Raw genomic sequence first — 9,383 nt, forward strand, 5'->3', positions numbered from 1 at the left:
GAGAGCCGATAACCCAAACGGAAAGAAAATAGAATGTTATAGAGCGACTGGAATAACAAGACCAACAATAGATAAATGGTGGGAGTAAGAATAAAATATTCGAGCAGACTAGATAAAAATTGACTATTTTTATCTAGTCTATCATAGTATAAGTAAAAATTAGTTTTATTAGTGGTAGGGGATTAAATTTGATATCTGATTTTTTATGTCGTTGTATTAAAATTTTTATGATATTATTAAAATCAGATGGTATAAAAAGTTATATATTATAAGATTTTTATATTACAAGATATTGTTTGTATTTAGAAGGGAGTATGTTGAAAAGATGAAAAATAAAGTAAAAAGGAACCTTATTTTAGCACTTACTATTGGTGGTATTGCTACAATCCCTAATTTTGTATTTGCAAATACAGCGGTTAATACGCCTGGAACGGTAACAGATTTAGTAAATGGGGTCGCGATTGGATCAAATAGTGATTCAAAAGGAACTGGAATTTCTATTGGTGCGAATGCTAAAACAGAACAGCCAATTGGTGCAATTGCTATAGGAAATAATGCAGATGCTGTGACTTCGCAATCCATCGCTATTGGAGATGGAGCTATTGCAGGTAAAAAAGATATGGATAATCCACAAGATCCAAATAATAGAACAACAGTAGGAAAACGCTCGAATATTGCCATTGGAACAGGAGCAGTTGCTGAAGGTGGCCGTAATATTTCAATTGGTGAAAATACTGGTAATGGAACCATAGATAATTGGAATATTAATAATGTTAATATTGGTACCGAGGCTAGTCAGAATTCTAAAAAAGACTATAGTGTGGCCATTGGCTATCGGGCTGGGTCTATTAAGAGTGATGAAGCGAAGATTGCACAAGCTGGTGTCGCTGATGGCAATCGTGCGCCTAGTGTTTATATTGGAAAAGAGGCTGGAACGGATACTGCAGCTTATGGGAATATTGGTATTGGCAATGGAGCAGGTAAGGGTATTATTGATACTCGCACAGCTTCCAGCATTATGATTGGCAATGGGGCTGGAGTGGGGATGACATCCAATGATGGTAAAAATCTCACTTTTCCTGGCTTTGGATCTGGTTCCAATATTCTGGTAGGAAATGCATCAGGGCGTAACATTTCAGGTGATGGTAATGTAGCACTGGGCAATATTGCCGGTGAGGGCTCTAAAGGTGATAACAATATTTATTTTGGGCATTTGGCAGGGCAGAACTCAACCAATGATAGATCTATTATTATGGGACCACAGTCAGGGAGTAATTCTACCAATGACCGAGCTGTATTAATCGGAAACTTTGCTAATGGCAATGTTACGCAAGCGACACGGAATGTTGTAGGCATCGGTAGCAGTGTTCAGTCCACGGGATATGAATCGACTGCAATTGGTTTCAATGCAAAGGCGCAAGCAAATAATACTAATGTTATTGGTCGTTTTGCTATAGCGACGGCAGTTAATGCGATTGCTATTGGTACCAATACAAATGCGTCTGGCGTAAGTTCTATTGCCTTAGGTGACGGAGCGAAAGTAAGCGGAAAAAACTCTATCTCTATTGGTACAGGAAACATAGTCAGTGGTGAAGATTCAGCTGCTATTGGGAACTCTTCAAATATATCGGGTACTGCGTCTTATTCCGTTGGTAATAATAATACTATTTCTACAAATGATACTTTCGTTTTAGGTTCTAATGTAACAAAAACTGCTGATAATTCAGTATTCTTGGGTAAAGATGCAGCATATGTAGCAGATAGTGCTACCACTAAAGGGTTAGCCAATGATTATATCTCTGAAATAATTGAAGGACTTACATATAACTATGCTGGAGGCACTCAAAATATTGGTGTTGTAAGTGTTGGTAATGTAAATGGTACTCGCCGCATCCAAAATGTAGCACCTGCATTAATTAGCGCTACAAGCACTGATGCCGTTAATGGTAGTCAGCTGTATGACACAAACAAAGCCCTTGGCAATGTTGCTAATAGTGTAGCAAAATTAATTGGTGGTAGCTACACAATTAATCCAAACGGCACTATTACAACTCAATTAAACTACAATGGTAATACTTATGAATCTGTACAAGACCTAGTTAATAATATAAAAAGTGGTAGCTCCATTGTCGTAAATGGGGGGACAAACGTAACTGTTGATAACTCTACAACAACAGATAACAAAGGTAATACTACAAGTACAACCTATACAGTTAATGCCGCTAGCGTTACTTCAGAACCTAATTCAGGCATAAATGTATCTCCTATAAAAAATACGGATGATAAAGTTATTAATTACGATATTTCTTTATCTGATCAAATTAAAAATCAAATTGCTAAAGAAGAATCTGTTAAGGCAGGATCTAGTAATCTAGTAGTATCTGACGCTACAACTAACACAACAGGTGGTAAAGAGTATACTGTTGATATTGCAAAAGACTTAAACCTTACTTCAGTTACAACTAGTGATGGAAAAGGTAATACCACAATAACAAATGCAAATGGGATAAAAATGAGTGGAGTTGACGGGAAAACTGTAAACTTAAGCTCTACAGGTTTAGATAATGGGGGCAATCGCATTACAAATGTAGGCCCTGGCTTAACAGCTACCGATGCAGTGAACTATGGCCAATTGACTGATTTAGGACGAGATCTCAATGGTAAAATTAATAATTTAGCTAATGAAATTGGAGATGCTTCAGCTCAAAATGCAGCGTTGGCAGCTTTAAAACCTATTCAGTATGATCCTTTAGAACCAACGCAAATTATGGCAGGTTATGGCTATTATAATGGCTCTAGTGCTATAGCTCTTGGTGTAGCACATTACAAAAACGAATCTCTAATGTTCCATACTGGTGTATCTATGACAGGTGGATCTAGTAAAGTTATGGCTAATGCAGGAGTTACTTGGAAAATTGGTTATCGTGCAGATGAGACAGCTATTCGTGATACTTATAGACAAGGACCTATCAGCTCTATCTATAACCTACAAGACCGTATAGATTCGTTGGTAGTTGAAAATAAATATCAAAAACAACATATTAAAAACCAAGATAATCGAATTAAAGAATTAGAATCTAAATTAGATGATCTATTAGTAAAAGTTAATAAATAGAAGATTTATGATGAAATTAACGTAGGCGAAAAGAGGAATTTATATGAATTATAAAAAAATTGCTATTATGATGATAGGAGCAACAATAATTTCATCTGTAGTATTTGCAGAAGAAATTTCTTCTAGTAAAAATGTTACAACGGATACATTGCTTTCTGCGGGAGAATCTACACTTGTAACTTCAGATATACCTATGGTAAGTATTCCACAAACGAACACACGTAATGCAATCCATAACTATGCAGTATGCTGGGTAGAAGATAATAAAAAATTTGAACAGTTAGAACTTAAGAAAGCAAATCATGAAAATTTAACATCCAGTGAAGAACAATTTTTAGATTCACTAAAAAAATCTTCTTATGATAGAAGATTAAAACACAATTTGAATTATCGAATAGAAGGTTTTAAACGGGCGCATAATTGGAATAGCGACAATAAGCAAACTCGCTATTATAATTATGAATATTTAAATGGTTATACAGATCGTGATGGTTTTATAAATAGTTATGGTTGGAATGTATTGCAAGTTTTAGCAGATAAAATTAATGATAATATTTATCAAGTATCGAGAAAAAACAATTCTGACATAGCTGTAACGGATATAGAGAATGCCATTTTATCACCAATAAACGAAACCGCTACTGTTGTTAATAATGATGAGCTTAGATATTATGCTGATCATCTTGTTTGGTTTGCGACTATGCAATCTGTGAAAGAAATGCATTTGCAAGAAGGTATATCTGAACATTAATTGGAGAAATATTTCAAATAAGTATTGATTAATTACGTCTAAGAATGACGTGAGATAAAAAATAAGTTTTTAATAATTTTTATAAATCTAAAAAAGGCTAGTTTATACTAGTCCTTTTTTAGATTCTGAAAATTATAATTAAATTGTTTTGCATAGGTTTCAAACTTTTTAAAGTGGCCCCCATTGTCAAGACCATTTTTTGCTAACATTTAAGTTTGGTCAAAGGCTAGTTATAAAAATATACTTCTGCTGGCTTTTTATAATCCAAGCTTTGGTGATACCGTTCAGTATTATAGAAATTGATGTATTCTTTGATTCCGATACGAGCCTCTTTGGGGCTGTAGTATACACGTTTTCATACTTAATAGTGCGCCATAAACGCTCAATCAAGATATTATCAAAGGCTCTGCCACGGTGGTCCATGCTGATTTTACTTCTAGCTTTTAAAAATGGATCCGTGAATTTATGACTAGTAAAATGACTTCCTTGGTCACTATTCATAATCTCTGGTGTAGCCATAGACAATGCTTTTCTACTTGCTTCTAAAACAAAGCTCATTTCTAATGAGTCATTGAGTTCCCAAGAGATGATGTATCTAGAGTACCAGTCGATAATAGCTGTAAGATAGAGCCATGATGCAGATAATGGGATATATGTTATATCGATAGCCCAGACTTGATTAGGTCGATTAATATGCAAGCCGTCTAATAAATATGTATATACCAAATGGCTTTTATTCGGCTTGCTCGTATGCTGCCTTGGATAAATAACCTTTATCCCCATTTCACGCATATGACGCTGTACAGCTTTACGGTTGACAATATATCCATACTCATCTGCCAGTGCCAATGCAATCCGTCTTGACCCAAAGAATGGAGCCTTGGTATGAATCTGGTCAATAGCCTCTTTATACGCCAATTCCGTTGTATTGGGAGCTTTAGGCTGATAATATAACGTAGATCGATTTAGCGATAATAGGCTAGCCTGCGTCCTGATTGATAAAGCTGGGTGTTTGGGTTCAATTAATTCTTTACGCTCATTTACGGTTAGCTCATAGGCCACCTTTTTTTTGAGCCACTCGTTTTGAGTGATTAGAATGCCTATTTGCTTGTAGAGTTCATCAATCTCTTATAGAGCGACTGGTATTACAAGACCGACAATCGATAAATGGTGGAATAATTAATTTTGAACTTGAGATTTTGGCTAAGCAATTTGAAACAAATTGGTGTACTAAAATCTCGAGTGAGCAACCGAAGGGCGGTAGCTAAAAAGGACACTAAGTATAGTGTCTTTTTTTTATTTTCTGCTCATTCTTTAAATGAGAATGAACAGAACTTTTATCGTTCTAATGTAATCAAAATTAGAAGATAAAAGAGCGTTGATTATTCACCCATATTGATTGGTAAATAATCAAAGTCTATCCTGTTGATCAATGAACAAACAGGATAGACAGAACTATCTAATAATGACCTTAATACGTGGATGTGCTATAATTAAGCTATCGATTTACCACCCACATTATTAGATAGTTGCAAGACACGCGTCTGTAGCCACAAAGTGACCAAGACACGTCTTGCAAAAGGGACTACGTCCCCTTTGAACCCCTGGAGAGGATACACAACCATGAGCGAAAATAAAACGAAATTAGTTAAGGTCAGAATGACAGAAAAAGAGTTCGACCAGCTGAAGTATTTTTCTGAAATTACAAATCAAAATATGAGTGAATTTGTAAGAAATTTAATTGAGAATAGACCGCCTAAAATTATCAAAGATTTACCGATTTCACAATTCAAAATTTTAAATTCTAACTTGGCAAAATTAGGAAATTATCAAGTGAAATTGAACCGAGATTTTTTAAATTACATTGCTCAATATCCAGATAATTTAATTTCACTTGAAGAGCTGTTAAAGGTGAAAGAGAATTTAGAAAATAGCCGAATGAATTTGCTCCGTGAAATTTCAGAAACAAAAGTTATCTTATCGGAGATTTTGAAGGAGTTAAGATAATGGCAGTTTTGAAAGTTAGAAATAGTAACGGAAAGGCTTCTCTTGGTGGTGCTAAAGATTACCTAGAACGTGACGGGCGAAATGTTGAATACTCCACATTCAACATTAATCGCCCTAATGAATGGGCGGAAGATATGCAACTCACAAAGGAGCTTTATGACAAAACCGAGGGAAGGCAATATTATTGGATAGTCCAATCTTTTGATAATCAGTATGGTGAACAATCTTATAATGCGGAAGATGTTCACGAAATGGGCAAGGAACTGGCAGAAGTGTTTGCTAAAAAAGGTTATCAAGTTGTAGTTGAAACTCACAACGATACCGACAATTTACACAATCACTTGATTATTAACTCTGTTAATTCAGAAACAGGCAAAAAATTGCGAATTTCAAACGCTAAGAGCCTTGAATTGTCAAAAGGTGCTGACATTCTAACCAAAGATTTATATCGCCTTAACGATGAAATTTGCGAGAAATATGGGTTACGAACATTAGACCAGAGCAAGGCTATCAAGAATGAGCGTGAAAGACACGCTGGCATACAACCAACGAGTAAGAAAACTGATGAGAATTATCTTGCTAAATCGTGGAAAGATACGCTCCGACAGGATTTGCAAGATATATGGAAAGACAAGAACATCAAAAGCAAAGATGATTTTGAGCGAGCGTTACAACAGAAAGGTATCACGATTAGTCGAATGACAAGCACAGGCAATATTACTTATGAACAGGGTGGAAATAAGGCACGAGCTAAGTCATTAGGTGCGTTTAATCGTGATGATGTATCTAGTTTGTTAGAGAGAAATAAGAGTTTAGGACAAACAATTTCGAGGGGGTTCAGTCGATAATATGGACTTTGGATTTTTAAATGGCATTAATTGCCTTTTTACGCTTATTTTGGTGTTTGGGGTTATCCTATCTATCTATGTAGCACAATGGGGATTTAAATGGTCTATTTTAAGCTTTATTTTGGTAGGTTTCATAATGTGCTTTGGGTTAAGTCAAGCGTATGAGAAAGTATTGTTTGCTGATAGTCTTGCATATCGCTATAAAATAGCGATTGAGCAAGGTCAAAGTAATGGCTTTTCAGAGCTGTATTATGAAAGTGCTAGTAATCAAGATAGCATTAATAAACTTATGTCTTCCCTTAACATTAACAAGGGGCGAATTGGTTATGAGTATGGCTATGGTGCAAGTGATGTAGATAGAGAGCCGATAGCGTTATATATCAGTAGCGTTAAAGCTGAACATTACGCTCCTGTTATCGTGCCAGGTGTTATCTGTTTCTTGTGGTGGTTTGGGTTATTTCTTGTTCGCCGATCCGCAGAGAGAACGGACAAGAAAGTGATTGAACTGCGTACGGAAGTTGAGAGATTGGAACAGATAACTCAACACTTAGACGAAAGACGGAAACAACAGAAACGCATTATTAATGACTTCGACCCAGATACATTGAAATGTAAAAGTGCTGATTTGTTAGAAGAAATTAGAAAGTCAGAGAATAAGTTGTGTGAGTTGCGGAATGTAAAAGCAAAACTTTCTTTAGAAGTGAGTGGACTGAAAACACAGAAAGAAAAGCTATCTGAAAAGCTTGTAGCTAAATCGTCAAACATTGACGAACGAAAACGATTAATGCGTATTTAGTAACTTGTGATATACTATAGTTAGGCAAAAGAAGTGAAAATACATCTAACATGTATGCACGCAAAAAAAGCACGGAGCTAGGGACTCCGTGCTTTTTTATTTTCGGCTCGTTGCTTGGCTAGTTATCTGTCGAGCCATTTACAGATATAGTGGCAAGTTATATCTGCTATGACAGATACTATAAAAGAAGTGAAAATATCTACTAACATTCATGCACCCCCTTTCTGTTGCCAGTATGGGGCAAGCAACGATTAAATTATAGCAGTAATTCAAAGCGATGTACTAATCTTAATTCATGGCTTAACTATGTCAATCTTCGATAGACATACGTTAAGTCATGAATGTCATTTCTCTATCTCGTTGGTATATTAAAATGTGTAAAAAACTGTATTGATAACATAAGTCTATCTTTGATATACTAAAAATGTAAAAAAAAACCTATTGATAATATAAGCCCCCCATTATGTTTTTAGGGGGGGCTGAGGTGTAAAAAATGGAAAAGAAACGATATACAGAAAAACAACTTTATAAATTAAAAGTCGCCTTTTATAAAGAGCGTGGATACGAAGAAATAAAGCCGTTAGAGTTTTATCGAGAATTATTTCCTATAGGGACGTTCGAACAAGAGAAATATTATAATCTAGATACGAATATAGGTAAAGGTAAGCCTAATGGTATTATGGTGCGTTTAAATGTAAAAGAAGGACGTAAACAACGCCTTATTTTTGATAATTTACAGACGATTGAAAATGAATTAGGTAATGAGAATGTTATTCTATCACCCATAGGCTATTTTGGACGTACTCGTAAGAATGAGAATGCTAAATATTTATATGCTATGGCTTTTGATCTAGATGGACAAGACATAGCACAACTCAAAGACACGTTACATCAGATGAATAGTGGTTTTATACCGAAAGCGACTTATATCGTGCTTAGTGGACATGGTTCACACCTGTATTATGTGTTTGATGAGCCGATACGATTAAATCAGCACGTTGTGAGAGAATTAAATAAGCTTAAAAATGGTCTGACAAAACGAATATGGAATACGTATACTTCTTTAGTAGATCCTCAATTTCAGCCTATAGCCCAAGGCTTTAGAATGGTTGGTAGTGCGAGTAAATTAGGTAAGCTTTATCCTGTTAGAGCTTATAGAGTGGGCGGAAAAACAACTATTAAAAAGCTAGTCGAGTGTTTTCCGAAAGACTTGAAAGAGTGGGACGAGTATAGAATTAATCTTGAGTATGCGGTGACAACTCCCATAGCAGATGCAAAGGAACTATGGGGGGATTGGTATCATAGACGTATTGAATTGGGTCAAAAACCTAATCGGTGGTATGTAAAGCGTGCCTTATATGATTGGTGGTTAAAACGGCTTAGAGGTAATGAAATAAAGGTTGGACATAGGTATTTTGCGATCATGACACTAGGAATTTACGCCGTTAAATGTAACATTCCGTTTGAAGAATTAGAAAGAGACGCTTATTCACTTTTAGCCCCGTATGATGAAATCACAGAAGATGAGCGCAATCACTTTACGGAAGATGATATAAAAACAGCGTTAAAGGTGTATCATGATGGTTCGACTAATTATCCACGAGATTTCATTGGTAAGTTAGCTGGCATTTCTATGCCTGTAAATAAACGTAATTATCGAGAGCAATCGGAACATTTAATTTTAGCTAGAGGGATTAAAGAAATTAAAAAGAAAATGGGAGAAATCGTAGATGGGAGACCTAAAGGGAGAAAAAATTCAGTTTATCCAAAAGCAGAAATCATAAAAAAATGGAGAGCCGATAACCCAAACGGAAAGAAAATAGAATGTTATAGAGCGACTGGAATAACAAGACCAACAATAGATAA

7 protein-coding genes are annotated in these 9,383 nt (G+C 35.5%); 6 read left to right on the forward strand and 1 reads right to left on the reverse strand.

What is annotated here, in order from left to right:
* Positions 1-325: 325 nt before the first annotated feature.
* Positions 326-3,115, forward strand: coding sequence for a YadA-like family protein (locus EO124_RS09910; RefSeq protein WP_127059375.1), 2,790 nt, complete (start codon positions 326-328; stop codon positions 3,113-3,115).
* A gap of 43 nt (positions 3,116-3,158) precedes the next feature.
* Positions 3,159-3,866, forward strand: a complete 708-nt coding sequence (locus tag EO124_RS09915) for a hypothetical protein (RefSeq protein ID WP_127059376.1) — start codon at positions 3,159-3,161, stop codon at positions 3,864-3,866.
* Between the two features lie 219 nt (positions 3,867-4,085).
* Here EO124_RS09915 and EO124_RS09920 read toward each other — a convergent pair whose 3' ends face one another.
* A complete protein-coding gene (locus tag EO124_RS09920; RefSeq protein ID WP_127059377.1) occupies positions 4,086-4,991 on the reverse strand; it encodes an IS3 family transposase in 906 nt (301 codons plus the stop codon).
* Between the two features lie 498 nt (positions 4,992-5,489).
* Here EO124_RS09920 and EO124_RS09925 point away from each other — a divergent pair, with 498 nt between their 5' ends.
* The 4 genes from EO124_RS09925 to EO124_RS09940 all read left to right on the forward strand — a co-directional run.
* Positions 5,490-5,873: a plasmid mobilization protein gene (locus EO124_RS09925; protein WP_001293660.1), complete on the forward strand. Its 384-nt coding sequence runs from the start codon at positions 5,490-5,492 to the stop codon at positions 5,871-5,873.
* A complete protein-coding gene (locus EO124_RS09930) occupies positions 5,873-6,721 on the forward strand; it encodes a relaxase/mobilization nuclease domain-containing protein (RefSeq protein ID WP_127059378.1) in 849 nt (282 codons plus the stop codon). The genes EO124_RS09925 and EO124_RS09930 overlap by 1 nt, the downstream gene beginning before the upstream one ends.
* A gap of 1 nt (position 6,722) precedes the next feature.
* Positions 6,723-7,517 (forward strand): hypothetical protein, encoded by a 795-nt coding sequence (locus EO124_RS09935; RefSeq protein WP_127059379.1) that lies wholly within the window; start codon positions 6,723-6,725, stop codon positions 7,515-7,517.
* A 493-nt stretch (positions 7,518-8,010) separates the two neighbouring features.
* On the forward strand, positions 8,011-9,383 hold a 1,373-nt coding region (locus tag EO124_RS09940), incomplete at its 3' end, for a hypothetical protein (RefSeq protein WP_127059380.1).

Source organism: Veillonella ratti, from assembly GCF_003992115.1.
GTDB lineage: Bacteria > Bacillota > Negativicutes > Veillonellales > Veillonellaceae > Veillonella_A > Veillonella_A ratti.